Raw genomic sequence first — 25,516 nt, forward strand, 5'->3', positions numbered from 1 at the left:
GAAAGCTGCTCATCTGCTGTTTCCTTAACTGACTGGCATTAGGGCTTGCCCCCGATGGCGTCCGCCCAGGCGCCTCAGACCTTTCCGACACGTCTTTCAGGTTGTCCCTCGGAACTGGCGTCACTAGTCTTCTTGGGTCGCCATCCATGTGGTGACCGGGACTGCAAGCCTGAAATTCTCACCAGGAGCCTTTTCCGCATGGAGTTTTACGATGATCCACGAAAACGTACGACCTGAATCAAGCACCTCTGAAACCATGTCCCAGATGACAGGCGACCAACTCTTCACCGTCCGCCCCAGCCTCGACAGCGAAACCCTGCTCGCCAACGCCGCCCAGGATATTGCCTCGGTGCAGGCGCTGATGGGCCATTTGGCCTTTGAAATCGACGGCGCTCAGCGGGATATTGCGTTGGGCATTCACCGGATGCTGGAAGGTATCCAGTTGATGGTGGATCGGGTGTTGGATTTGAATGAGGTGGCTGAACTCAAATCATTAGCCGGCAGTTAAAACCAATCGGGGGCAAGCCCCCTCCCACACTGGCCTGTGTTCACAAGTCAAAATAGGTGAACACAGCAAATGTGGGAGGGGGCTTGCCCCCGATGAGGCCTGGTCAGCCAATGAAAATTTAAGCCCCAGCCCCAACCTGCCGACCACTGACCAACCGCTCCAACACCTCACCCAACCCAGAAGCCTTGTCACCCATCAGCAGGTGCCAAACACCACTGTCGAGCTGGGTCACGCCCTGGCACCCAAGCGCCACAAGCTCCGCTTCAGACACCACCGAATCATCCCCCAGTTCCACCCGCAACCGGGTCATCGCCACCGCTTCCAGTTGCCGAACATTCCCCCGGCCACCCAATGCGCTCAGCCATTTCTCGGCTTCCTGTGCATTCACCGTCGCCGGCTTATCCACAGGCACGGCAGCGATGGCGTCAACAAACCCTGGCATCGCCAACCGAATCTCATCGGCAATGCTATCGGCCATCGGCCCGACCACCACCTGCAAACTCCCGCCATTGCCGGGCCGTACAACCGCCATGGCGCCCAGCGCTTTCAAGTCCGCATCCACCGCTTTGTTGCGATCCACCATGTCCAGGCGCAAGCGCGTGGTGCATGCGCCCACACTCAACAGGTTCGAAGCGCCGCCCAATGCGCGGATATACGCGCTGGCCCGCTGGTTATCGCTCATCACCTCGGCCTGCACCACCTGAATATCTTCACGCCCCGGCGTCTTCAAGTTGAACCGGCGAATGCAGTAGTTGAACACGCTGTAATAGACCAGCGCATACGCCAGCCCCACCGGGAACACCAGCCAGCCATTGGTCGATTTGCCCCAACCCAACACCATGTCGATAAACCCACCGGAGAAGGTAAAGCCCAGGTGGATATTCAACAGATTGGTCACCGCCATCGACAGGCCGGTGAGCAGTGCATGGATCAGGTACAGGAACGGCGCCAGGAACATGAACGCGAACTCAATCGGCTCGGTCACCCCGGTCAAAAACGAGGTCAGTGCCATCGACAGGAAGATCCCGCCCATCACCTTGCGTCGCTCCGGCAGTGCATTGCGGTACATCGCCAAACACGCCGCAGGCAGGCCGAACAGCATCACCGGGAACATACCGGTCATGAACTGGCCGCCTTTGGGGTCGCCGGCAAAGTAGCGCGTCAGGTCGCCGGTCACTACCGCGCCGGTCACGGGATCGGTAAAGCTGCCAAACACAAACCACGCCATATTGTTGAGGATATGGTGCAGCCCGGTGACGATCAGCAGGCGGTTGAACACACCGAACACGAACGCACCCAGGCTGCCGCTCTCCATCAGCAACACGCCGAAACTGTTAATGCCATGCTGGATCGGCGGCCAGATCAAACCAAAGATCACACCTAAACCCACTGCGCTGAAGCCAGTCACAATCGGCACAAACCGTCGCCCACCAAAAAACGCCAGGTATTCCGGCAACTTGATGTCCTTGAAGCGGTTATACAGCCCGCCCGCCATCAAGCCGCTGGCGATACCGGCGAGCATGCCCATATTGATGGTGCTGTCCATCACCTTGAGGGTGGAGATCATCACCAGGTAACCGATCGCTCCGGCCAGCCCGGCGGTGCCGTTGTTGTCGCGGGCAAACCCCACGGCGATGCCGATGGCGAAGATCAGCGCCAGGTTGGCGAAGATCGCCTGTCCGGCATCGTGCATCACGGCGATGTTCAACAGATCGGTGTCACCCAGGCGCAGCAACAGGCCGGCGATGGGCAGGATCGCAATGGGCAGCATCAGCGCACGCCCGAGGCGTTGCAGGCCTTCGATAAAGTGTTGGTACATGGCGAGTCTCCTTTTTTCTTGTTGTTGTCAGCTCAGCGGCCAGTGGTGTTGACAGGCTTGGCGAACGGCCCTGGCGCTGCTCAGGTCGAGCAGGCCGTGGCTCAGTTGCCGGCAGTGCGCCGCGTCCAGATGGCGGACGCGGTCCTTGATTTCGCCGATTTGCAGCGGGCTCACCGACAGCTCGCGAACCCCCAGGCCGATCAGCACCGGTGTGGCCAGCGGGTCGGAGGCGAGGGCGCCGCACACGCCGACCCAACGCCCATGCTTGGCCGCACCGGCGCAGGTCTGGGCAATCAGCCGCAGCAGCGCCGGGTGCAGGGCATCGACCCGCGCGGCAAGGCCGGCGTGGTCGCGGTCCATGGCCAGGGTGTACTGGGACAAGTCGTTGGTGCCGATAGACAGGAAGTCCGCATGCTTGGCCAGGTGTTCGGCCATCAGCGCGGCGGCGGGCACTTCGATCATCACGCCCAGCTCGGGGCGCTGGGTCAATTCCAGCTCAGCGCAGAGTTCGTCCAGGCGCTGGCGGATATGCAGCAGCTCATCCACCTCCGTCACCATTGGCAGCATGATCCGGCAGCGCGACAACGGGCTGACTTGCAGCAGGGCGCGCAGTTGTTGGTCCAGCAATTCAGGCCGCACCTGGGCCATGCGAATGCCGCGCAAACCCAATACCGGGTTGGCCTCGACGGGCAGCGGCAGGTAGTCGAGCTGCTTGTCGCCGCCCACATCGATGGTGCGGATGATCACGGATTTATCGCCTATGGCATCCAGTACGGCTTGATAGGCCTGACGTTGTTCCTGCTCATCCGGCGCGGTATGGCGGTCGACGAACAAAAATTCGGTGCGCAGCAGGCCGACGCCATCGGCGCCGTTTTCGAAGGCCACTTGGGCTTCGGCACTGGAGGCGACGTTGGCGGCCACTTCGATATTCACGCCATCGAGACTGCGCGCCGGCAATCGCGCCTGGGCCTGTTGCTGCTGGCGCCGCAGCTTCTGCGCATCACGAATCTGATGCACCTCGGCATGGCGCGCCTCGCTCGGTGCCAATTCCAGGCGACCGTTGGCGGCGTCCAATACCACGCGCTGACCTTGGGGCACGTCGAGCACTTCGCTGCCCAACGCCACCACGCACGGCAGCCCTTTGCCCCGCGCCAGGATGGCCACGTGGGACGTCGCGCCGCCTTCGGCCATGCAGATGCCGGATGCGTGTTGCGCACTCAGTTGCAGCAGGTCCGAGGGGGTCAGTTCATGGGCGCTGACAATCGCCCCCGCCGGCAACTCGAAGTGCCAGGCTTCACCGAGCAATGCGCGCAGTACCCGTTGTTGCAGGTCGCGCAAGTCATTGGCGCGCTCGGCGAACAGCGGCTTGCCGAGAGCCAGCAACACCGCGCATTGCGCTTGCACCGCATCACGCCAGGCGTGAGTCGCCGCGCTGCCGTGTTCGATGGCCGTGGTGGCCGCGTCCAGCAGGGTGGGGTCTTCCAGCAGGGCAAGGTGGGCGGCGAAGATCTCTTCTTCCTCGACGTGCTTGCGCTGTCGGGCGTGGGCCAGGGTGCTGCGGATTTCACTGCGTACCTGTTCCAGCGCGGTGTCCAGGTGTTGCAGTTGCTGGTCGGCGATATGGTTGCCAGTGTCGGCCGGCAACTCGATGCCCGTGAGACGGAACAGCGGCCCGCAGACCAGGCCCGGCGCGGCACACACGCCTTGCAACACGCCGGCCTCGGTATTCGCCCGACGAGGCGCCACGGTGACAGGCGCGTGATGTTCTTCCTTTATGACGGCTGACAATGCCGCGACCAGTGCCTGCAACGCTGCTTCGGCGTCCTTCCCCCGACAGCTGACACGTACTTCGTCGCCTTCGCCAATGCCCAGCCCCAGCAAGCCCATCAGGCTGTCACATGCGGCGGATTTATCGCCATAGTGCAACCATGCCTGGCTGCTGAACCCTTGCGCCGTCTTGCGCACCAACGCCGCCGGGCGCGCATGCAAACCACCACGATGAGTAATACGTACGCTGGCGCTGGCTTCGGCGACCGAGTTATCCACAGACGCTTGATCGGACGACGTCGAGCGGGCAACGACCTGCAACAACGGCTCACCGACCTTGACCGTCCTACCCGCCACGGGGCTTAGTTCAAAGCGCTCACCATTGGTCAGGATAATCAGGCTGACCAGGCTCCTGCAGTGCCGCGCCACCCGGTCCAGGTCAAACTGCACCAGCGCCTGGCCTCGACTGACGCGGGCGCCGTCCTTGACCAGCAATTCAAACCCTTCGCCGTTGAGCTCTACCGTGTCGATGCCTACATGCATCAGCACCTCGGCACCGTTGTCGGCGCGAATGCTCAGCGCATGCCCGGTGCGGGCGACGTGGATGATCACGCCATCACACGGCGCATGCAGGCAATCGTTCAGCGGGTCGATGGCAATCCCGTCGCCCAGGGTGCCGCTGGCGAACACTTCATCGGGAACGTTGCCCAGGGCCAGCACCGGGCCGCTTAACGGGGCGCTGAGGATCAATTCATTATTGTTGTAGGACATGGGCACGGTACTCATCAGGAAAACGTCACTCAGTGAGTGCGGGTGACTTTGCTCAGGTGGCGCGGTTGGTCCGGGTCCATGCCCCGGGCGACCGCCAAGCCTGCCGCCATGACGTAGAAGCTTTGGATGGCCAGGATCGGGTCGAGACTTGGGTGTTCGGCGCGGCCCAGGGTCAGGTCGCGTTCGGCGATATCGTCCGGCGCGGCCAGCAAGACGCGGGCGCCGCGTTGGCGCATATCGGCGGCCAGGCTGAGCAGGCCGGCTTGTTCGGCGCCGCGTGGAGCGAACACCAGCAGTGGGTAGTTGTCGCCAATCAGCGCCATCGGGCCGTGGCGTACTTCGGCGCTGCTGAATGCTTCGGCCTGGATCGCCGAGGTTTCCTTGAGCTTGAGCGCGGCTTCCTGGGCGATGGCAAACCCGGCGCCACGGCCGATCACCATCAATTGCTGGCAGTCGCGCAGGGCTTCAATCGCGGGGCTCCAGTCTTGCTGGGTGGCGGCGCGCGAATCGTCGGGCAAGGCCTGGCAGGCTTGCAGCAAATCGGTTTCCTGGTTCCAGTGGCCGATCAACAGCGCGCTGGCGCTGAGGGTGGCGATAAAACTCTTGGTCGCCGCCACGCTGAGTTCCGGCCCGGCGCACAGCGGTACATGGAATTCACAGGCGGCTTCCAGCGGTGAGTCTTCGGCATTCACCAGCGAGATGCTCAGCGCGCCACGTTTGCGCAGCAGGCGCAGGCTGTTGACCAGGTCCGGGCTCTGGCCCGATTGGGAAAAGCCAAACGCCACCTGGCCGCTGACCTTCATCGGCGCCTGCAACAGCGTCACCACCGACATCGGCAACGACGCCACTGGAATGCCCACATGCTGCATCGTCAGGTAGGCGAAATAGCTGGCGGCATGGTCCGAGCTGCCGCGGGCGATGGTCATCGCCACTTGCGGCGGCTGGCGGCGCAGGCGACCGGCGATCTCTGCAAGCAGCGGCTCCAGGCGTTGCAGTTGGGCGGCGACGGCGTCGCAGGAGGCCAGGGCCTCTTCAAGCATTTTTGAAGTCAATGGTGTCTCCTTCGACCATTACGTCGGTGAGTGTGAGGGAGCGGTCCAGGCGCACGCAGTCGGCAAAGCTGCCGGGTTGCAGGCGGCCGCGTTCTTCCAGGCCCAGGTAGTCCGCCGGAAATTGCGACAGGCGTTGTGAGGCTTCGCTGATGGGCAGGCCGATCTTCACCAGGTTGCGCAGCGCCTGGTCCATGGTCAGCGTGCTGCCAGCCAAGGTGCCGTCGGCCAGACGCACGCCGCCCAGGCATTTGGTCACGGTGTGGCTGCCCAGCTTGTATTCACCGTCGGGCATACCGGCGGCGGCGGTGGAATCGGTGACGCAGTACAGGCACGGGATCGAGCGCAAGGCCACACGCATGGCGCCGGGGTGCACGTGGAGCAAGTCGGGGATCAATTCCGCGTATGTGGCGTGGGCCAACGCGGCGCCGACGATGCCGGGTTCGCGGTGATGCAACGGGCTCATGGCGTTATACAAGTGGGTGAAGCTGGTGGCCCCGGCGGCGAGGGCGGCGACGCCTTCTTCATAACTGCCCAGGGTGTGGCCGATCTGCATGCGCACGCCGCGCTCGCTCAGTGCACGAATCAGGGCGTCATGCCCGGCGATCTCCGGGGCGATAGTGATGACGCGGATCGGCGCCAGGCGCAGGTAGGCCTCTACTTCAGCCATCAACGCGGTGTGGGCGAAGTTGGGTTGGGCGCCGAGTTTTCCGGGATTGATGTAGGGCCCTTCCAGGTGCACGCCGAGTACCCGGGCGCTGCCGGTAGGACGTTGCTCGCAGAAAGTACCGAGTTGGCCGAGCACGCGGGAGATTTCATCCACCGGCGCGGTCATGGTGGTGGCCAGCAGGGAGGTCGTCCCAAAGCGCACGTGGGTGCGGGTGATGGTCTCGAACGCGCTGGCGCCTTCCATAATGTCTGCGCCGCCACCGCCGTGTACGTGCAGGTCGATAAAGCCGGGCAGCAGGTACGGCAGGTCGTTGTCCGCCGGGTCGCAAGGCTTGCCCTCGATGGCGGTCACCTTGCCGTGTTCGTGCACCAGGCGGCCGCGGATCCAGCCGTTGGGCGTGAGGATGTTGTCTTCGGACATGGGCTGTTCTCTAAAAATCGTAGCGGCGCAGTTCGGCTACAAAGTCGTAGTAGTCGTTGCGGCAGTAGGTGTCGGTGATTTCAATCGGCGTGTTGTCGGCGGTGTAGCCGACCCGTGTCATCAGCAACATGGCGGTGCCGGGGGCAATCCCCACCAGCTTGGCGAATTCGTCGGAGGCATTGATTGCCTGGATATGTTGCAGGGCGCGCACGATGGGTTTGCCGATGCCTTCCAGGTATTCGTACAGCGAATTGCCAATAGCTTGTGGGTGGGGCAGCACGGAGGCGGGCATGGCGGTCATTTCAATGGCCATCACCGTGTCATCGGCTTTGCGCAAACGCTTGAGGCGGGCGATTTTGTCGGTGGGCGACAGGCCCAGGCGGATCAGTTCTTCATGGGTCGGTTGGGTGATGTCGCGCTCCAGCCACTGGGAACTGGGCACAAAACCCTTGAGCCGCAACATTTCGCTGAACCCCGACAGGCGGGACAGCGGCTGCTCCAGGCGCGGCGTGATAAAGGTGCCGGAGCCCTGATTGCGGCGGATCAGGCCTTGGGTGAACAACACTTCCAGTGCTTTGCGGGCGGTGACCCGGGAAATGCTCAGTTGTTCGCTAAGCACACGCTCCGACGGCAGCGCCTGTTCGGAGGTCCACTGGCCGGCATGGATCGCCGCTTCCAGTTTGCGCGCCAATTGCAGGTACAGCGGCGTGGATTGTTTGTCGTCGGGGCGCAGGGCCAGGATCGAATTCATCTGTCGGTGTCCGATGCGGTTATTGGAGTGTTGTCGCCCGGTATTGGCCGGAAACTAATACCACTTAAATACCATGTCAATGCAGCCAAAACGGTGCAGGCGCAGGGTTGTAGGCCCTGTAATAGAGCTTTCTATCAAGTGGTATTAGAGAGGTCTTTATCGCGCGCAGAACTGCGCAGCCCGCGGGGTGAACTGGTATTCACCGGCAGGCGCTGCCAAGGGGCGGGATTTTTTTTGAATTATTTTACGAACGGTATGAGGTTACGGGCGAATCTCGACCATGGTGCCGTCTTTGACCAGGTTCCAGACTTCGCGCATGTCCACGTTGCGCATGCCGATGCAGCCGTCGGTCCAGTCCAGGGTGTGGAACCACTGCTCCGGGTAGTCCTCGGTGTCGGGCGTGCCGTGGATCATGATCATGCTGCCAGGGCTTACCCCTTCGCGGCGGGCGCGGGCGGCGTCGCTGATATTGGGGTAGGAAATGTGCATGGACAGGTTGAAACGGTCGCTGGTCTTGCGCCAGTCGATCCAATAAAAACCTTCCGGGGTGCGGCGGTCGCCTTCGATCAGCTTGGCGCCCTTGGGGTTTTTACCCAGGGAAATGCGGTAGGTCTTGAGCGGCTTGCCATCGTTGATCAACTGCAACTGGCGGGCGGACTTGAGCACCAGCACTTTCTCGACGGGTTTGCCGTTGATGATTTCCACTGTGGAGGCCGAAGACAGGGTGGCGAACGACAAGCAGATAAAAGCGAGCAACCAACGCATTGAAACGACTTCCCTGGGGACCAGATTATTATTGGGTGGGCTTGGACAGTGGGGGTACGGCTTCGCTGCGCACCGGGTACGACTGCTGCCGACGGTCAGCGAAAAAGTATTCTAGGGTACGCCCGACCGTGCGGAAAGCCAGCTCGGACCAAGGGATGTCGGCTTCGTCGAATAGTTGTACTTCCAGGCTTTCGGGGCCGGCGGAAAAGTCCAGGTCGACCAGGTCGGCGCGGTAGAAGATATGCACCTGGTTGATATGCGGCACGTCGATCAGCGTGTAGATGCTCAGGTTGCGCACGCGGGCGCAGGCTTCTTCCAGGGTTTCGCGGGCGGCGGCCTGTTCGACGGTCTCGCCGTTCTCCATAAAACCGGCGGGCAGGGTCCAGTAACCCAGGCGCGGCTCGATGGCACGGCGGCACAGCAGCACTTTGTCGCCCCACACCGGGACCGTGCCGGCAACGATATTGGGGTTTTGGTAGTGAATGGTCGAGCAGTGATCACACACAAAGCGCAGGCGGCCGTCGCCTTCGGGGATGCGCTGGGTAACCGGTTTACCGCACTGGCTGCAGAAGTTCATGCTGGGGTTCCTGGAAAGTGCACCTATCTTGGCGTGGCGGGCAGGGCCCTGCAAGTTGTCGTTTAGCGACAACCCCTGGGTTTTGGGGTTGGGCGCCCGCACGCTTTGGTGCATGATGCAAGGTAGCCAACAGACCGAGATGACTCATGCTGGACGAGCTACTTCGCCGGGTAAGCAATCACACCCCCCACACGCTGGAAACTGACGGACGTTTCCCCGAGGCGGCGGTGTTGGTGCCGATCACCCGCAGTGACGAACCTGAGCTGATCCTGACCCTGCGCGCCAGTGGCCTGTCGACCCATGGGGGCGAAGTCGCCTTTCCCGGCGGGCGCCGCGATCCCGAAGACCCGGACCTGATCTTCACCGCCCTGCGCGAAGCCGAAGAAGAAATCGGCCTGCCGCCTGGCCTGGTGGAAGTCATCGGGCCGTTGAGCCCCTTGATCTCCCTGCATGGTATTCGGGTTACGCCTTATGTAGGCGTTGTCCCTGATTACGTCGAATACCTGGCGAATGACGCCGAGATCGCCGCCGTTTTCAGCGTGCCTTTGGACTTTTTCCGACAGGACCCGCGTGAACATACCCACAGGATCGATTACCAGGGCCGCAGTTGGTACGTGCCCAGTTATCGATTTGGTGAATACAAAATCTGGGGGCTGACCGCGATCATGATCGTCGAGTTGATCAACCTGCTCTATGACGACGCCAAGATCAGCCTGCACCAGCCGCCGAAAAGCTTCATCAACATCTAATAAGCCATCGTCTGAATGGCAATGCCGTGAGGAAATACCATGAAATACCGCCTGGGCGACGCCCGCGTAGAGACTCATCCACACAGCTGGGTCGCACCGAATGCCACGCTGGTGGGCAAGGTCAAGCTGGAGGAGGGCGCTAACGTCTGGTTCAACGCGGTGTTGCGTGGCGACAACGAGCTGATCCTGATCGGCAAGAACAGCAACGTGCAGGATGGCAGCGTGATGCACACCGACATGGGTTTCCCGCTGACCCTGGGCACCGGCGTGACCATTGGCCATAACGCCATGCTGCATGGTTGCACCGTGGATGATTACAGCCTGATCGGCATTAACGCGGTGATCCTCAACGGCGCCAAGATCGGCAAGCATTGCATCATCGGCGCCAATTCGTTGATCGGTGAAGGCAAGGAAATCCCCGACGGTTCGCTGGTGATGGGTTCGCCGGGCAAAGTGGTGCGTGAGTTGACCGAGGCGCAAAAGAAGATGCTCGAAGCCAGCGCCGCGCACTATGTGCATAACTCGCAGCGGTATGCGCGTGATTTGGTTGAGCAGGAAGAATGAACCCGGTCGAGCGCCCCGTTGCATCGCCGTGCGTAAGTATTTGCGCGTTGGATGATGACGATATCTGTACCGGTTGCCAGCGAACGGTGGCTGAGATTACGCGCTGGAGCCGCATGGACAATGCCGAACGCCGAGTGGTGTTGGGGTTGTGTCATGAGCGGGCGAAGGCGAGCGGTTTGGTGTTTATGGTTTCCGGGAAATCGGGCGTCTGATAGACCGCTATCGGGGGCAAGCCCCCTCCCACACTGACTGTATTCACAAGTCTGAATATGTGAATACAGTCAAATGTGGGAGGGGGCTTGCCCCCGATAGGGCCCTCCCAGACGACATATTTCCCATTGTGAAGTACCCTGTGCGGCATAACCCACAGGTCCACTTCTCCATGCTCTTCCTGATCGCCTACATCAGCAGCGTCGTGCTGATCAACTTCGCCTTCTCCACCGCCCCACACCTGGATGTGATCTGGTCCGCCTGGGGTGGTCTGGTCTTCATCCTGCGCGATATGGTGCAAACCCGCTTCGGCCACGGCGCAATCGTCGCCATGCTCGCGGCGTTGGTGCTGTCGTATATCACCTCCGACCCGTCCATCGCCCTGGCCAGCGCCACCGCGTTCGCCGTGTCCGAATGTATCGATTGGTTGGTGTTCAGCATCACCAAGCGCCCGCTCCACGACCGTCTGTGGATAAGTTCGGCGCTGAGCATTCCCCTGGATACCTTTATCTTCTTCGGCCTGATCGGCGCACTCACCCCAGCCGTGGTGGGCACCGCGTTGGCGTCGAAATTCGCCGGCGTCACCGCCGTGTGGCTGATCATGGCCTGGCGTATCCGGCGGCGTGCCGTCGCCAACTGAGGCCAATTCTTACAGTTCATGTAAAATGCCGGCCTTTCTCCAAACGATCCGCTCCCCTGAGGACCTGAGATGACCCGAATCGGAACTCCATTGTCGCCGACCGCGACCCGCGTTTTGCTGTGTGGCTGCGGTGAGCTGGGCAAGGAAGTGGTAATCGAACTGCAACGCCTGGGCGTTGAAGTGATTGCCGTGGATCGCTACGCCAATGCGCCTGCCATGCAGGTGGCGCACCGTAGCCACGTGATCAACATGCTCGACGGCGCTGCACTGCGTGCGGTGATCGAAGCCGAGAAGCCGCACTTCATCGTGCCGGAAATCGAAGCCATCGCCACCGCCACCCTGGTGGAACTGGAAGCCGAAGGTTTCACCGTGATCCCGACCGCGCGTGCCACCTCGCTGACCATGAACCGCGAAGGCATCCGCCGCCTGGCCGCCGAAGAGCTGGACCTGCCGACTTCGCCGTACCACTTCGCCGATACCTTCGAAGACTACAGCAAGGCCGTGCAAGACCTGGGCTTCCCGTGCGTGGTCAAGCCGGTGATGAGTTCGTCGGGCAAGGGCCAGAGCCTGTTGCGCAGCGCCGACGACGTGCAAAAGGCTTGGGACTACGCCCAGGAAGGCGGTCGTGCGGGTAAAGGCCGGGTGATCATCGAAGGCTTTATCGACTTCGACTACGAAATCACCCTGCTGACCGTGCGTCACGTTGGCGGCACTACGTTCTGTGCGCCGGTTGGTCATCGTCAGGAGAAGGGCGACTACCAGGAATCCTGGCAGCCACAGGCCATGAGCCCGATTGCGCTGGCGGAATCCGAGCGTGTTGCCAAGGCGGTGACCGAGGCTCTGGGTGGCCGTGGCCTGTTTGGCGTGGAGTTGTTCATCAAGGGTGATCAGGTGTGGTTCAGCGAAGTGTCGCCGCGTCCGCATGACACCGGCCTGGTGACGCTGATTTCTCAGGATCTGTCGCAGTTTGCGCTGCACGCCCGCGCCATCCTGGGCCTGCCGATTCCATTGATCCGTCAGTTCGGTCCTTCGGCTTCGGCGGTGATCCTGGTGGAAGGGCAGTCGACTCAGACGGCATTCGCCAACCTGGGCGCCGCCTTGAGCGAGCCGGACACGGCGTTGCGCCTGTTTGGCAAGCCGGAAGTGAATGGCCAGCGTCGGATGGGTGTGGCATTGGCGCGGGATGAGTCGATTGAAGCGGCTCGGGCTAAAGCCACCCGTGCTTCCAAGGCTGTTGTTATAGAGCTTTAAAAAGCATCGGGGCGGTGCGACGATTCGACAAGCCCCCTCCCACACTGGATTGGGTTCACAAATTAAACTATGTGAACCCAATCAAATGTGGGAGGGGGCTTGCCCCCGATAGCGATCTATCAGGCAACCCGATTCAAATCATTATCCCGCGTCTCTTTCAGGCACAGCACAGCAATCAAGCTGAGTAACGCTGCCGCCGACACATACCCGCCGACATAACTCAGCCCACCCATTGCCACCAGTTTGGTCGCGAAGAACGGTGCCGCTGATGCCCCCACAATCCCACCCAGGTTATACGCCGCTGACGCACCGGTATAACGCACGCGGGTCGGGAACAGTTCTGGCAACATCGCGCCCATTGGTGCAAAGGTCACGCCCATCAAAAACAGCTCCAGCGCCAGGAACAACGCCACCGCCCAGGTCGAACCGTGGGTCAGCAGCGGCTCCATGGTAAAGCCCGACAGGATCGCCAGGATGGCACCCGCGATCAGCACCGGCTTACGCCCGTAACGATCACTGGCCAGCGCCGCCAATGGTGTGGCCAGGCCCATGAACAGCACCGCAAAGCACAGCAGGCCGAGGAAGGTTTCGCGGCTGTAACCCAGGGTTGAAACACCGTAGCTCAGGGAAAACGCGGTGGTGATATAGAACAACGCATAGCACACCACCATCGACGCGGCGCCCAGTAGCACCGGCAACCAATGTTGGCTGAACAGCTCTACCAGTGGCACTTTTACCGGCGCTTCCTTGGCGACCGCATTGGCGAACACCGGTGTCTCATGTAGCTTGAGGCGCGCATACAAGCCGACCATCACCAGGGCTGCGCTGAGGATGAACGGGATACGCCAGCCCCAGCTGCGGAACTGCTCGTCGCTCAGGCTCATGGCCAGGATCAGGAACAAGCCGTTGGCCGCCAGGAAACCAATCGACGGGCCCAATTGCGGGAACATGCCGAACCAGGCACGTTTGCCCTTCGGCGCGTTCTCGGTCGCCAGTAGCGCCGCTCCGCCCCATTCCCCGCCCAGGCCAAGGCCCTGGCCAAAACGCAACACGCAAAGCAGGATCGGCGCCCAGGCCCCGATGCTGTCATAGCCCGGCAGCAAACCGATCAGCGTGGTACACACGCCCATCAACAGCAGCGAGGCCACCAGCGTGGATTTACGCCCGATGCGGTCACCAAAGTGGCCGAACAACGCCGAGCCGAGCGGACGGGCGATAAACGCGATACCGAAGGTCAGGAACGACGCCAGCATCTGCGCAGTACCGGACGTCTGCGGAAAGAACACCGGGCCGATCACCAGCGCAGCGGCCGTGGCGTAGATATAGAAATCGTAGAACTCGATGGCGGTGCCGATGATGCTCGCGGTGGCAACCCGTGCGGTCGAGTTGGTCGGGGCGGCGGCGGGCGCGGCCTCGTTATAGGTGGTGCTCATGGCAGTATCCCTGACGGTCATTGCGCGTTTGAACGCGGATTATTATTGGTCGAACACCCATGGATCAGGGTAGTGCGCGGGGTGGCTCGGGATGGGAGCGAACACCGGTCAGACACGGTAAAGCGGTGCCTGGACGCTTGAAGTGCGGGTAGCACGCGGCCGGGCGGGGCTTGGGTAAGCCGCAGGGATTATAGGAAGGGGTTTGGACATACAACAAGAGGCACCGGTGCACCATAAATCAAATGTGGGAGGGGGCTTGCCCCCGATTGCTGAGTGTCAGCCACTGTATCTGGTGACTGACCCACTGCTATCGGGGGCAAGCCCCCTCCCACATTTAACTGTGTCCTGGCTGAGGACTAGGCGGCGACCGGCATTCTGCTGGTATGCCAGATCAACACCTTGCTCACCCGGTTGTCCTCGGTCTCGAGGATCTCCAGTCGATAACGCCCGATCTTCAAGCACACCGCGCAATCCGGAATGGTCTCGAGCGCTTCCGTCACCAAGCCATTGAGGGTCTTGGGGCCGTCGCTGGGCAGGTGCCAGTTCAAGCTCTTGTTCAACTCACGGATCGACGCGGCGCCATCGATAATGTAACGACCATCCGGTTGCGCTTCGATATGCGGGTTGTCCGCGCTCTGCTCGCTTTCGAATTCGCCGACGATCTCTTCGAGGATATCTTCCAGGGTGACAATGCCCAGCACTTCGCCGTATTCGTCCACCACCATGCCCAGGCGGCGCTGTTGTTTGTGGAAGTTCAGCAGTTGCAGTTGCAGCGGCGTGCTTTCCGGGACGAAGTAGGGCTCGTGGCAGGCGGCGAGCAGCGCTTCTTTGGTCAGGCTGGCGTCTGGCAGCAGGTGCTGGACCTGCCGAGTGTTGAGCACGGCCTCGACCTGGTTGATATCGCTGTGGAATACCGGCAGGCGTGTGCGCTGGGAGGTGCGCAGCTGTTCGATGATGTCCTCGATCGGGTCATCCAGGTTGATGCCGTCCACTTCGCTGCGGGGCACCAGGATATCGTTGACGGTGATGTTATCCAGGGCATGGATGCCGGGCATGCCAGGCGTGCGGCCTTCGTCGGCTTCGGGCTCGGGTTCGTCATCGTGATCGGGCAGCGGTTCGTCGCTTTTCTTCACGACGCCGGATGTGCGCGCAAAGGGTCGCAGCAACAGCAAGGCGATGCCATTGAGCAGCCAGGCCAAGGGATAAAGGATTTTCAGCGGGACGCCCAGCAGCGCATTGCCGAAGCCGAGCACGGCTTGCGGGTAACGGACGGCGAGGGCGCGGGGCAGGTAGTCGGCGAGTATGAGCAGGACGGCGCAGGAGATCAGCCAGCCAAGCCAGGGACCGTTTTGTGCCCAGGCGTAGATCGCCAGCAGGGTGCACAGGATCACCACGGCGGCGCGGCACAGGCTGTTGCACAGGATCAGGCTATGGCGCGGAAAGCTCAGGCGGGCCGCCGCCTTGTCACCCTGGCGTGTGCCGGGGCGCAGGGCCAGCAGATGTTGTTGCGCAGCCTCAATGGCGGTGAACAGCCCGGCCCACAGCACCAGCAGGGCAATTACCGCGAGCATCGGCCCCAAGGGCAAGTTGTCCATGTTCGCTGCCCGTCAGATATGCAGGATGTATTCGCGGACCAGCTTGCTGCCGAAATAGGCCAGCATCAGCAGGCAGAAACCGGCCAGGGTCCAGCGGATCGCCTTGTGCCCACGCCAGCCGAGGCGGTTGCGGCCCCACAGCAGCACGCTGAACACCACCCAGGCCAGGCATGCCAGCAGGGTTTTGTGCACCAGGTGCTGGGCGAACAGGTTTTCGACGAACAGCCAGCCGGAGATCAGCGACAGCGACAGCAGCGTCCAGCCCGCCCACAGGAAACCAAACAACAGGCTTTCCATGGTTTGCAGCGGCGGGAAGTTCTTGATCAGGCCCGACGGGTGCTTGTGCTTGAGCTGGTGGTCTTGCAGCAGCAGGAGCAAGGCCTGGAACACCGCAATGGTGAACATGCCGTAGGCCAGGATCGATAGCAGGATGTGGGCGAGGATGCCCGGTTCTTCATCAATAACCTGCACCGTGCCGGTCGGGGCAAATTGCGCCATCAGCACCGTCAGCATGCCGAGCGGAAAGAGCAGCACCAGCAGGTTCTCGACGGGGATCCGATAACAGGCGATCAGGGTCAGCGCGATCACGGCGGCCGCAATCAGGCTGGCGGCACTGAAAAAATCCAGGCCCAGGCCGACCGGCGTCATCAAGTGGGTAAACAGGCTGGCAGCGTGAGCCAGCAGGGCAAGGACGCCAAAGCCTACCAACAGGCGTTTATCCGCCTTGGTGCCTTGGGCCAGACGAGTGCCCTGATAGAGAGTCGCAGCGGCGTACAAAACGGCGGCGGCGAGGCTGGGTAGCAAACTGGGTGACAAAGGGAGCATAAATCCTGTTAGGCAAGCCCGAAAGCCGCTGAGTTTGGCATACCCCCGCGTAACACGAAAGACTCTCAAGCCAGACAGCGGGTGTGCATGGCGGCAGTCTTCGCTATAATCCGCGACCTGCCCACGCCGCAGGCTCGTCGAGCGCTGTTGTTCATAGCGATTTAGCACAGCCTGGGCCGCCATTACCTCGGTCTACCACTGCACTTCGCTGGATAGGGCCTTAAAGGATCGCGCATGTTTGAAAACTTGACTGACCGTCTCTCGCAGACGCTGCGCCATGTAACCGGCAAGGCCAAGCTGACCGAGGACAATATTAAAGACACCCTGCGCGAAGTGCGCATGGCGTTGCTGGAAGCCGACGTGGCCTTGCCCGTGGTGAAGGACTTCGTCAACTCGGTCAAAGAGCGCGCAGTGGGCACCGAAGTGTCCCGCAGCCTGACCCCGGGCCAGGCATTCGTGAAGGTCGTCCAGGCCGAACTCGAAAGCCTGATGGGCGCCGCCAACGAAGACCTGAACCTCAGCGCCGTGCCGCCGGCCGTCGTGCTGATGGCCGGTCTGCAGGGTGCGGGTAAAACCACCACCGCCGGCAAGCTGGCGCGCTTCCTTAAAGAGCGCAAGAAGAAGTCCGTGATGGTGGTGTCGGCTGACGTCTACCGTCCGGCGGCGATCAAGCAGCTGGAAATGCTCGCGGGCGAAGTGGGCGTGACGTTCTTCCCGTCCGACCTGAGCCAGAAGCCGGTCGACATCGCCAACGCGGCTATTAAAGAAGCGAAGTTGAAATTCATCGACGTGGTCATCGTCGATACCGCCGGTCGCCTGCACATCGACGAAGAGATGATGGGCGAGATCAAGGCGCTGCATGCCGCGATCAACCCAGTCGAGACGCTGTTCGTGGTCGACGCCATGACCGGCCAGGATGCGGCCAACACCGCCAAGGCCTTTGGTGATGCACTGCCGCTGACCGGCGTGATCCTCACCAAGGTCGACGGCGACGCCCGTGGCGGTGCGGCGCTGTCGGTTCGTGCCATTACTGGCAAGCCGATCAAGTTCATCGGTATGGGCGAGAAGAGCGAAGCGCTCGAACCGTTCCACCCTGAGCGTATCGCCTCGCGCATCCTCGGCATGGGCGACGTGCTCAGCCTGATCGAACAGGCCGAAGCCACGCTCGACAAGGACAAGGCCGACAAACTGGCCAAGAAGCTGAAGAAGGGCAAGGGCTTCGACCTCGAAGACTTCCGTGACCAGCTGCAACAGATGAAGAACATGGGTGGCCTTGGCGGCCTGATGGACAAACTGCCAAATATGGGTGGTGTGAACCTGGCGCAAATGGGCAATGCCCAGGGCGCGGCAGAGAAGCAGTTCAAGCAGATGGAAGCCATCATCAACTCCATGACCCCGGCCGAGCGCCGCGACCCTGAGCTGATCAGCGGTTCGCGCAAACGTCGGATCGCCATGGGTTCCGGCACCCAGGTGCAGGACATCGGTCGCTTGATCAAGCAACACAAGCAGATGCAGAAGATGATGAAGAAATTCTCCGCCAAAGGCGGTATGGCCAAGATGATGCGCGGCATGGGCGGTATGTTGCCCGGCGGCGGCATGCCAAAGATGTAAAGAATTCGAGCAGAAGTTCGCTTCTGCTCCGACCCACAGGGAAGTGGGATCTCCAGCAAACCCGCCGTTGGCGGGGGCTGACTCGCCGTTTTAACCGACGGCTCTATAGCAGATCTGAATGGCACGCTGATAGGCGCCAGAAAAAGACATTTGCAAAAGTCCGGATATTCCTTAGAATATGCGGCCTTTCGGGCACCTATGCCCGCTGTGCATTTAGATTTGCAGCACCGACTACAGGAACGATGTTCACATGCTAACAATCCGTCTTGCCCTTGGCGGCTCCAAAAAGCGCCCGTTTTACCACTTGACCGTAACTGACAGCCGCAACCCACGTGACGGCTCTCACAAGGAACAAGTTGGCTTCTTCAACCCGATCGCTCGTGGTCAAGAAGTTCGTCTGTCCGTGAACCAAGAGCGCGTAGCCTACTGGCTGAGCGTTGGTGCACAACCGTCTGAGCGTGTTGCTCAGCTGTTGAAGGACTCGGCTAAGGCCGCAGCCTGAGCAATATGAACGCGACGCCAGCTGTTGCTGATGATTTGATCGTTATCGGCAAGATTTACTCTGTTCATGGCGTTCGCGGCGAAGTGAAGGTGTATTCCTTTACTGATCCGACTGAAAACCTGTTGCAGTACAAAACCTGGACGCTCAAGCGCGAAGGTAGCGTGAAACAGGTCGAGCTGGTCAGTGGACGCGGGAGCGATAAGTTCCTGGTCGCAAAGCTCAAGGGTCTTGATGATCGTGAAGAAGCTCGTCTTCTGGCTGGTTATGAGATCTGCGTGCCGCGCAACCTGTTCCCTGAATTGACCGACGGCGAGTACTACTGGTACCAGCTGGAAGGTCTGAAGGTTATTGATCAACTCGGGCAGTTGCTCGGGAAAATCGATCATCTTCTGGAAACCGGCGCCAATGATGTAATGGTGGTCAAGCCTTGCGCTGGCAGCCTGGATGATCGCGAACGCCTGTTGCCGTATACCGAGCAATGTGTGTTGGCCGTCGACCTGGCCGCGGGCGAGATGAAGGTGGAATGGGACGCGGACTTCTAAGCGTGGCTAATTTGCGCATTGAAGTGATCAGTTTGTTTCCCGAGATGTTCTCCGCCATCAGCGAGTACGGCATCACCAGTCGGGCGGTGAAACAGGGGCTCTTGCAGCTCACCTGTTGGAACCCGCGAGACTACACGACGGATCGACATCACACTGTGGATGATCGCCCATTTGGCGGTGGTCCGGGCATGGTGATGAAGATCAAGCCCCTGGAAGACGCATTGGTTGAGGCCAAGGCTGCTGCCGGGGAGAAGGCGAAGGTAATTTACCTGTCCCCTCAAGGCCGTCAGCTGAAACAGGCTGCGGTACGCGAACTGGCGAATGAGGAAGCACTGATCCTGATTGCCGGTCGCTATGAAGGCATTGACGAGCGCTTTATTGAGGCTCATGTCGATGAAGAGTGGTCGATTGGGGACTATGTCCTGTCTGGCGGCGAGCTGCCGGCGATGGTCCTGATAGATGCGGTTACACGACTGCTGCCTGGAGCTTTAGGGCATGCGGACTCCGCGGAGGAAGATTCCTTCACGGATGGTTTGCTGGATTGCCCGCACTACACCCGTCCGGAGGTGTATGCGGATCAGCGTGTTCCCGACGTGTTGCTAAGTGGCAATCACGCACACATCCGGCGTTGGCGTTTACAGCAGTCCCTTGGTCGGACCTATGAACGACGCGCCGATCTTCTGGAAAGCCGCTCGCTTTCTGGAGAAGAGAAGAAGCTGCTCGAGGAATACATCCTCGCGCGGGACGATAGTTAACAACGTATCGATGGTAGGTCCATTGACTTACCTTAGGAGCACAGCATGACTAACAAAATCATCCTTGCACTCGAAGCAGAGCAGATGACCAAAGAGATCCCTACCTTTGCCCCGGGCGACACCATTGTCGTTCAGGTGAAAGTGAAGGAAGGCGACCGTGCGCGTCTGCAAGCGTTCGAAGGCGTGGTAATCGCCAAGCGTAACCGTGGTGTGAACAGTGCTTTCACTGTTCGTAAAATCTCCAACGGTGTTGGCGTAGAGCGTACTTTCCAGACCTACAGCCCGCAAATCGACAGCATGGCCGTTAAGCGTCGCGGTGACGTACGTAAAGCCAAGCTGTACTACCTGCGTGACCTGTCCGGTAAAGCAGCTCGCATCAAGGAAAAACTGGCTTAAGTCCAGCTTCCCGATGCAGAAAAAAGCAGCCTACGGGCTGCTTTTTTGTGCCTGAAATTTGTCTATTCCCCGGTATTTGTTAATGACCACCCGCCTTGAAGAAATCCAGCGCCGCACCGACCTGTCCGTTACCCATGTGACCAAGGCAGTGTTCCCGCCGACCACCAACCATCACAACACGTTGTTCGGCGGCACTGCGCTGGCCTGGATGGATGAGGTGTCGTTTATCACCGCCACGCGGTTTTGCCGGTTGCCGTTGGTGACAGTCTCCACAGACCGTATCGACTTCAATCATGCGATCCCGGCGGGCTCTATCGTTGAGCTGATTGGGCGTGTGATCAAAGTGGGTAATACCAGCCTCAAGGTTGAGGTCGAGGTGTTCGTCGAGAGCATGAGTGCCGATGGTCGTGAGAGGGCGATCCAGGGGGTGTTCAGCTTTGTGGCGATTGATGCGGATAAGCGGCCGGTGCCGGTGCTGCCGGGGTTTGTGGACTGATCCGTGACCGAGTCGCGGCTATCGCAGGCAAGCCAGCTCCCACATTTGACCGGTGTCGGTCACAAATCATTGGTCAGACACAAAACCCCTGTGGGAGCTGGCTTGCCTGCGATAGGATCTAATAGACACTACAGTAATCCGCCCGAGCCCCCATGCCCGCCATTGACCACCCCTTGATCGACCGCTTCCTCGACGCTCTCTGGCTGGAAAAAGGCCTGTCGGACAACACCCGCCAGGCCTACCGCAGCGACCTGGCCCTGTTCAACGGCTGGCTACAGGAGAAAAATCTCGAGCTGGTCAACGCCGGACGCGAGTTGATCCTCGATCACCTGGCCTGGCGCCTGGAGCAAAACTACAAGCCTCGTTCTACTGCGCGATTCCTTTCCGGTGTGCGCGGCTTTTATCGTTATTTGCTGCGGGAAAAACTGATCGCCCTCGACCCAACCCTGCAAGTCGACATGCCGCAGCTTGGTAGGCCTTTGCCTAAATCCCTGTCGGAAGCTGACGTCGATGCCTTGCTCGCCGCGCCCGACTTGAGCGAAGCCATCGGCCAGCGCGACCGTGCCATGCTCGAAGTGCTGTATGCCTGCGGCCTGCGGGTCACCGAGTTGATCAGCCTGACCCTGGAGCAAGTCAACCTGCGCCAGGGCGTGCTGCGGGTGATGGGCAAGGGCAGCAAGGAACGATTGGTGCCGATGGGCGAGGAGGCGATTGTGTGGGTCGAGCGCTATATGCGCGACGGGCGCAGCGAATTGCTCGGTGGTCGCCCCAGTGATGTACTGTTTCCCAGCCAGCGTGGTGAGCAGATGACACGCCAGACGTTCTGGCACCGCATCAAGCATCAGGCCAAGGTGGCCGGTATCGGCAAGAGCCTGTCGCCCCACACATTACGTCACGCTTTCGCCACCCATTTGCTCAATCACGGCGCAGATTTGCGCGTGGTGCAAATGCTGCTCGGCCACAGCGACTTATCCACAACCCAGATCTACACCCACGTCGCCCGCGCGCGCTTGCAGGATATGCACGCCAAGCACCATCCGCGTGGCTGAATAACGCCAATTTAAGCCACTGCGGGCTGCCCTGCGGCCCAACTGTGGTAGGCTTTGCCGGTTCGCAAAGGGGACGGCCCAAACCTGTGTTTTCCGTTCAGTGTTCTTGCTCCCGTCCCTGCATCTGCCTTCAGGAGTTCCCATGCGCTTGACCCAGATTATTGCCGCCGCAGCCATTGCGTTGGTTTCCACTTTTGTTGTCGCCGATGATGCTGCCGAGCAGACCATCCGCAAGAGCCTGGCCAACCTGCAGCTCGACACGCCAATCGAAAGCATCAGCGCCAGCCCAATGGCCGGCCTGTACGAAGTCAAGCTCAAGGGCAGCCGCGTGCTGTACGCCAGTGCCGATGGCCAGTACATCGTGCAGGGCTACCTGTTCCAGTTGAAAGACGGTAAGCCGGTCAACCTCACCGAGAAAGCCGAACGTCTGGGCGTGTCCAAGCTGATCAACGGCATTCCGGTGGCTGAGACCGTGGTTTACCCGGCCATCGGCGAGACCAAGACCCACATCACCGTGTTCACCGACACCACTTGCCCGTACTGCCACAAGCTGCACGCCGAAGTGCCTGCGCTGAACAAGCTGGGTGTGGAAGTGCGCTACGTAGCGTTCCCGCGCCAGGGCCTGGGCTCGCCGGGTGATGAGCAGTTGCAGGCGGTATGGTGCTCGGCCGATAAAAAGGCCGCCATGGACAAGATGGTCGATGGCAAGGAAATCAAGGCGGCCAAATGCGCCAACCCGGTTTCCAAGCAGTTCGCCCTCGGCCAGTCCATTGGCGTGAACGGTACACCGGCCATCGTTTTGGCTGACGGCCAAGTGATTCCGGGCTACCAGCCGGCACCACAAGTTGCCAAACTGGCGCTCAGTGCCAAATAAACCGTATCGTTAATTTAAAGCCGCAGTTGTGCGGCTGTTTTCCACGGCCGACCTCGCGTCGGCCGTTTCATGGGGAGTTCTTCAGTGAAACCGGTCAAAGTAGGCATCTGTGGGTTAGGGACCGTCGGTGGCGGAACCTTTAACGTACTTCAGCGTAACGCTGAGGAAATTTCCCGCCGTGCAGGTCGCGGGATTGAAGTGGCGCAGATTGCCACGCGTTCGCCAAAGCCTCAGTTCGAAACGACCGGTATTGCGATTACCAACGATGTCTTCGCCGTTGCCACCAACCCTGAGATCGATATCGTTATCGAGCTGGTCGGCGGCTACACCGTGGCCCGTGACCTGGTGCTCAAGGCCATCGAAAACGGCAAGCATGTGGTCACCGCCAACAAGGCGCTGATCGCCGTGCACGGCAACGAGATCTTCGCCAAGGCTCGCGAGAAGGGCGTGATCGTAGCGTTCGAAGCCGCCGTCGCCGGTGGTATCCCGGTGATCAAGGCGATCCGTGAAGGCCTTTCCGCCAACCGCATCAATTGGGTGGCCGGCATCATCAATGGCACCGGTAACTTCATCCTCACTGAAATGCGTGAGAAGGGCCGTACCTTCGAAGACGTGCTGGCCGAGGCCCAGGCCCTGGGTTACGCCGAAGCCGACCCGACGTTCGACGTGGAAGGCATCGACGCTGCGCACAAGTTGACCATCCTGGCGTCCATCGCCTTTGGTATCCCGCTGCAGTTCGACAAGGCCTACACCGAAGGCATCACCCAGCTGACCACGGCCGATGTGAACTACGCCGAAGCCCTGGGCTACCGCATCAAGCACCTGGGCGTGGCGCGCAGCACTCCGGCCGGTATCGAGTTGCGTGTGCACCCGACGCTGATCCCGGCTGATCGCCTGATCGCCAACGTCAATGGCGTGATGAACGCCGTGATGGTCAACGGTGACGCTGCCGGTTCGACGCTGTTCTACGGCGCCGGCGCTGGCATGGAGCCAACGGCTTCCTCGGTGATCGCCGACCTGGTGGACGTGGTTCGCGCCATGACCAGCGACCCGGAAAACCGCGTGCCGCACCTGGCTTTCCAGCCGGACTCGCTGTCGGCCCACCCGATCCTGCCGATCGAAGCCAGCGAAAGCGCCTACTACCTGCGCATCCAGGCCAAGGACCATCCGGGCGTGTTGGCGCAGGTGGCCAGCATCCTGTCGGAGCGCGGTATCAATATAGAGTCGATCATGCAGAAGGAAGTCGAGGAGCAAGACGGCCTGGTGCCGATGATCCTGCTGACTCACCGTGTGCTCGAACAGCACATCAACGATGCCATCGCCGCCCTGGAAGCCCTGCAAGGCGTGGTTGGCCCGGTGGTGCGCATCCGCGTCGAGCACTTGAACTAACCGATCTGTTCCAGAGGCCCCGCGTGTGTGGCGGCCTCTGTTCGAGAATGTTTTAGAGGAGCCAGTCATGCGTTACATCAGCACCCGCGGCCAGGCACCGGCCCTGAATTTCGAAGACGTCTTGCTGGCAGGCCTTGCCACTGACGGCGGCCTGTACGTGCCGGAAAACCTGCCACGCTTTACCCAGGAAGAGATCGCTTCCTGGGCCGGCCTGCCGTATCACGAGTTGGCGTTCCGGGTGATGCGCCCGTTTGTCACCGGCAGCATTCCGGATGCGGATTTCAAGAAGATCCTCGAAGAAACCTACGGCGTGTTTTCCCACAGCGCCATCGCACCACTGCGCCAACTGAACGGCAATGAATGGGTATTGGAGTTGTTCCACGGCCCGACCCTGGCGTTCAAGGACTTCGCCCTGCAACTGCTGGGTCGCCTGCTCGACTACGTGCTGCAAAAGCGCGGCGAGCGCGTGGTGATCATCGGCGCGACCTCCGGCGATACCGGCTCGGCGGCCATCGAAGGCTGCAAGCACTGCGAAAACGTCGACATCTTCATCCTGCACCCGCATCAACGGGTATCGGAAGTGCAGCGTCGCCAGATGACTACCATCTTTGGCGAGAACATCCACAACATCGCCATCGAAGGCAACTTCGATGACTGCCAGGAAATGGTCAAGAACAGCTTCGCTGACCAGAGCTTCCTCAAAGGCACGCGCCTGGTGGCGGTAAACTCGATCAACTGGGCGCGGATCATGGCCCAGATCGTTTACTACTTCCATGCAGCCCTGCAACTGGGCGGCCCGGCGCGTTCCGTGTCGTTCTCGGTGCCGACCGGCAATTTCGGCGACATCTTCGCCGGTTACCTGGCGCGCAACATGGGCCTGCCGATCAACCAATTGATCGTCGCCACCAACCGCAACGACATCCTGCACCGCTTCATGAGCGGCAACCAGTACGTCAAGGAAACCCTGCACGCCACGTTGTCGCCGTCGATGGACATCATGGTCTCGTCGAACTTCGAACGCCTGCTGTTCGACATGCACGGTCGCAACGGCGCGGCGATTGCCGGTTTGATGGACACCTTCAAGAGCGGTGGCGGTTTCAGCGTCGATGAGGAGCGTTGGACCGAAACCCGCAAGCTGTTCGACTCCCTGGCCGTGGACGACGCGCAGACCTGCGAAACCATCGCTGAAGTCTACGCCCAGACGGGCGAGGTGCTGGACCCGCACACCGCCATCGGTGTGAAGGCTGCCCGCGAATGCCGCCGTAGCCTGGACATCCCGATGGTGATCCTGGGTACCGCTCACCCGGTGAAATTCCCGGACGCGGTGGTCAAGGCGGGCGTTGGCAAGGCGCTGGAATTGCCGGTGCATCTGGTCGACCTGCTGGAGCGCGAAGAGCGTTGCACCGTGTTGGCCAATGACTTGAAGGCGGTGCAGGCGTTTGTAAGCCAGCATGGCAACCGGGGCAAGCCGTTGTAAGGCGAACTGCGTAAAAAAAAACGCCGCTTTCCCTTCCTTGGGTCAGCGGCGTTTTTATAGG

General features: G+C 60.8%; 26 protein-coding genes. 16 read left to right on the forward strand and 10 right to left on the reverse strand.

What is annotated here, in order from left to right; all coding sequences use genetic code 11:
- Positions 1-211 precede the first annotated feature (211 nt).
- Positions 212-508, forward strand: coding sequence for a DUF6124 family protein (locus tag DYL61_RS02370; RefSeq protein ID WP_420825057.1), 297 nt, complete (start codon positions 212-214; stop codon positions 506-508).
- 118 nt (positions 509-626) lie between these two features.
- Here the strand turns inward: DYL61_RS02370 and nagE are convergent, their stop codons facing one another.
- From nagE to DYL61_RS02405, 7 genes are all read right to left on the reverse strand, one after another.
- Positions 627-2,327 (reverse strand): N-acetylglucosamine-specific PTS transporter subunit IIBC, encoded by a 1,701-nt coding sequence (nagE, locus tag DYL61_RS02375; protein ID WP_135307058.1) that lies wholly within the window; start codon positions 2,325-2,327, stop codon positions 627-629.
- Between the two features lie 27 nt (positions 2,328-2,354).
- Complete coding sequence (ptsP, locus tag DYL61_RS02380; RefSeq protein WP_135307059.1) at positions 2,355-4,865, reverse strand: phosphoenolpyruvate--protein phosphotransferase; 2,511 nt, start codon at positions 4,863-4,865, stop codon at positions 2,355-2,357.
- Positions 4,866-4,894: 29 nt separating this feature from the next.
- On the reverse strand, positions 4,895-5,905 hold the full coding sequence (locus DYL61_RS02385) for an SIS domain-containing protein (RefSeq protein WP_420825058.1): 1,011 nt from the start codon (positions 5,903-5,905) through the stop codon (positions 4,895-4,897).
- The gene (gene nagA, locus DYL61_RS02390) at positions 5,898-7,004 is read right to left on the reverse strand and encodes an N-acetylglucosamine-6-phosphate deacetylase (protein ID WP_135307061.1); all 1,107 of its coding nucleotides are present in this window, start codon (positions 7,002-7,004) and stop codon (positions 5,898-5,900) included. The genes DYL61_RS02385 and nagA overlap by 8 nt, the downstream gene beginning before the upstream one ends.
- Positions 7,005-7,014: 10 nt before the next feature.
- Positions 7,015-7,755 (reverse strand): GntR family transcriptional regulator, encoded by a 741-nt coding sequence (locus DYL61_RS02395; protein WP_135307062.1) that lies wholly within the window; start codon positions 7,753-7,755, stop codon positions 7,015-7,017.
- Between the two features lie 261 nt (positions 7,756-8,016).
- Positions 8,017-8,520, reverse strand: a complete 504-nt coding sequence (locus tag DYL61_RS02400) for a L,D-transpeptidase family protein (protein WP_135307063.1) — start codon at positions 8,518-8,520, stop codon at positions 8,017-8,019.
- A 28-nt stretch (positions 8,521-8,548) separates the two neighbouring features.
- Entirely contained in the window at positions 8,549-9,097 is a 549-nt protein-coding gene (locus DYL61_RS02405) for an NUDIX hydrolase (RefSeq protein ID WP_135307064.1), read from the reverse strand.
- Between the two features lie 146 nt (positions 9,098-9,243).
- On the opposite strand from DYL61_RS02405, the gene DYL61_RS02410 reads away from it, so the two are divergent.
- The 5 genes from DYL61_RS02410 (at position 9,244) to purT (ending at position 12,511) form a co-directional block, all read left to right on the forward strand.
- A complete protein-coding gene (locus DYL61_RS02410) occupies positions 9,244-9,846 on the forward strand; it encodes a CoA pyrophosphatase (protein WP_065887517.1) in 603 nt (200 codons plus the stop codon).
- 39 nt (positions 9,847-9,885) lie between these two features.
- Positions 9,886-10,410 (forward strand): gamma carbonic anhydrase family protein, encoded by a 525-nt coding sequence (locus DYL61_RS02415; protein ID WP_135307065.1) that lies wholly within the window; start codon positions 9,886-9,888, stop codon positions 10,408-10,410.
- Positions 10,407-10,622: a DUF1289 domain-containing protein gene (locus DYL61_RS02420; protein ID WP_135307066.1), complete on the forward strand. Its 216-nt coding sequence runs from the start codon at positions 10,407-10,409 to the stop codon at positions 10,620-10,622. Before DYL61_RS02415 ends, DYL61_RS02420 begins: the two co-directional genes overlap by 4 nt.
- Positions 10,623-10,792: 170 nt before the next feature.
- Entirely contained in the window at positions 10,793-11,260 is a 468-nt protein-coding gene (locus tag DYL61_RS02425) for a VUT family protein (protein WP_105523850.1), read from the forward strand.
- Between the two features lie 69 nt (positions 11,261-11,329).
- The gene (gene purT, locus DYL61_RS02430) at positions 11,330-12,511 is read left to right on the forward strand and encodes a formate-dependent phosphoribosylglycinamide formyltransferase (protein WP_135307067.1); all 1,182 of its coding nucleotides are present in this window, start codon (positions 11,330-11,332) and stop codon (positions 12,509-12,511) included.
- A 119-nt stretch (positions 12,512-12,630) separates the two neighbouring features.
- Here the strand turns inward: purT and DYL61_RS02435 are convergent, their stop codons facing one another.
- The 3 genes from DYL61_RS02435 to DYL61_RS02445 all read right to left on the reverse strand — a co-directional run bounded on the left by DYL61_RS02435 (position 12,631) and on the right by DYL61_RS02445 (position 16,364).
- Entirely contained in the window at positions 12,631-13,944 is a 1,314-nt protein-coding gene (locus tag DYL61_RS02435) for an MFS transporter (protein ID WP_135307068.1), read from the reverse strand.
- A gap of 356 nt (positions 13,945-14,300) precedes the next feature.
- A complete protein-coding gene (locus DYL61_RS02440; protein ID WP_135307069.1) occupies positions 14,301-15,539 on the reverse strand; it encodes a transporter associated domain-containing protein in 1,239 nt (412 codons plus the stop codon).
- A 12-nt stretch (positions 15,540-15,551) separates the two neighbouring features.
- A complete protein-coding gene (locus tag DYL61_RS02445) occupies positions 15,552-16,364 on the reverse strand; it encodes a cytochrome C assembly family protein (RefSeq protein WP_105695324.1) in 813 nt (270 codons plus the stop codon).
- A gap of 234 nt (positions 16,365-16,598) precedes the next feature.
- Between DYL61_RS02445 and ffh the strand changes: the two genes are divergently transcribed.
- The 10 genes from ffh to thrC all read left to right on the forward strand — a co-directional run bounded on the left by ffh (position 16,599) and on the right by thrC (position 25,455).
- Positions 16,599-17,975, forward strand: coding sequence for a signal recognition particle protein (gene ffh, locus DYL61_RS02450; RefSeq protein ID WP_135307070.1), 1,377 nt, complete (start codon positions 16,599-16,601; stop codon positions 17,973-17,975).
- A 250-nt stretch (positions 17,976-18,225) separates the two neighbouring features.
- On the forward strand, positions 18,226-18,477 hold the full coding sequence (rpsP, locus tag DYL61_RS02455) for a 30S ribosomal protein S16 (protein WP_025854836.1): 252 nt from the start codon (positions 18,226-18,228) through the stop codon (positions 18,475-18,477).
- Positions 18,478-18,482: 5 nt separating this feature from the next.
- A complete protein-coding gene (gene rimM / locus DYL61_RS02460) occupies positions 18,483-19,019 on the forward strand; it encodes a ribosome maturation factor RimM (protein WP_003175898.1) in 537 nt (178 codons plus the stop codon).
- Entirely contained in the window at positions 19,001-19,774 is a 774-nt protein-coding gene (trmD, locus tag DYL61_RS02465; protein WP_177343966.1) for a tRNA (guanosine(37)-N1)-methyltransferase TrmD, read from the forward strand. Before rimM ends, trmD begins: the two co-directional genes overlap by 19 nt.
- A gap of 45 nt (positions 19,775-19,819) precedes the next feature.
- Positions 19,820-20,170, forward strand: coding sequence for a 50S ribosomal protein L19 (gene rplS / locus DYL61_RS02470; protein WP_030139558.1), 351 nt, complete (start codon positions 19,820-19,822; stop codon positions 20,168-20,170).
- Between the two features lie 82 nt (positions 20,171-20,252).
- Complete coding sequence (locus DYL61_RS02475) at positions 20,253-20,666, forward strand: acyl-CoA thioesterase (RefSeq protein WP_017736774.1); 414 nt, start codon at positions 20,253-20,255, stop codon at positions 20,664-20,666.
- Positions 20,667-20,818: 152 nt separating this feature from the next.
- Positions 20,819-21,715, forward strand: a complete 897-nt coding sequence (gene xerD, locus DYL61_RS02480) for a site-specific tyrosine recombinase XerD (protein WP_105695327.1) — start codon at positions 20,819-20,821, stop codon at positions 21,713-21,715.
- A gap of 142 nt (positions 21,716-21,857) precedes the next feature.
- Entirely contained in the window at positions 21,858-22,589 is a 732-nt protein-coding gene (locus tag DYL61_RS02485; protein ID WP_064053737.1) for a thioredoxin fold domain-containing protein, read from the forward strand.
- Between the two features lie 84 nt (positions 22,590-22,673).
- The gene (locus tag DYL61_RS02490) at positions 22,674-23,978 is read left to right on the forward strand and encodes a homoserine dehydrogenase (protein ID WP_135307071.1); all 1,305 of its coding nucleotides are present in this window, start codon (positions 22,674-22,676) and stop codon (positions 23,976-23,978) included.
- 67 nt (positions 23,979-24,045) lie between these two features.
- Positions 24,046-25,455, forward strand: coding sequence for a threonine synthase (gene thrC, locus DYL61_RS02495; RefSeq protein WP_135307072.1), 1,410 nt, complete (start codon positions 24,046-24,048; stop codon positions 25,453-25,455).
- Positions 25,456-25,516 lie beyond the last annotated feature (61 nt).

This window comes from Pseudomonas nabeulensis, assembly GCF_004682045.1.
GTDB classification, from domain to species: domain Bacteria; phylum Pseudomonadota; class Gammaproteobacteria; order Pseudomonadales; family Pseudomonadaceae; genus Aquipseudomonas; species Aquipseudomonas nabeulensis.